The sequence below is a fragment of the Clostridium sp. E02 genome (assembly GCF_003833015.1).
Taxonomy (GTDB): domain Bacteria; phylum Bacillota; class Clostridia; order Lachnospirales; family Lachnospiraceae; genus Lacrimispora.
Genome location: NZ_RJLQ01000077.1, coordinates 1 through 418 on the forward strand (window position 1 = coordinate 1; position 418 = coordinate 418).

Below are 418 nucleotides of genomic sequence, written 5' to 3' on the forward strand. Positions count from 1 at the left end.
GGCTTGTATCTCGTTCTCGCAAATTTCAATACACATTTAACGCAGAACGAGATGGCAAAAGAAGAAGTGCTTTAGTAAAAGAATGGCTTGGTTCTACTGGTGAAAGTATTTCTATGAAACCAAATTTTGTTTGCGATTATGGTATCAATATACATTTAGGTGAGAATTTCTACTCTAATTGGAACATAACTATGCTTGATGTCTGCCCGATTACAATTGGAAAAAATGCAATGTTTGGACCAAATTGTCAGCTTTTGACACCTCTCCATCCTTTGAATGCACAAGACCGCCTATCTGGGGTAGAGTACGGTGCACCGATTACTATTGGTGATAATTGCTGGGCTGGTGGGGGTGTAACGATTTTGCCAGGGGTGACACTAGGTGATAATGTTGTTATCGGGGCGGGATCAGTTGTAAC

General features: G+C 40.9%; 1 protein-coding gene. It reads left to right on the plus strand.

The window, feature by feature from the left end; translation table 11 throughout:
• Nucleotides 1-418: sugar O-acetyltransferase (locus tag EFT72_RS19010; protein WP_164473230.1), on the plus strand; the 418-nt coding region annotated here is incomplete at both ends.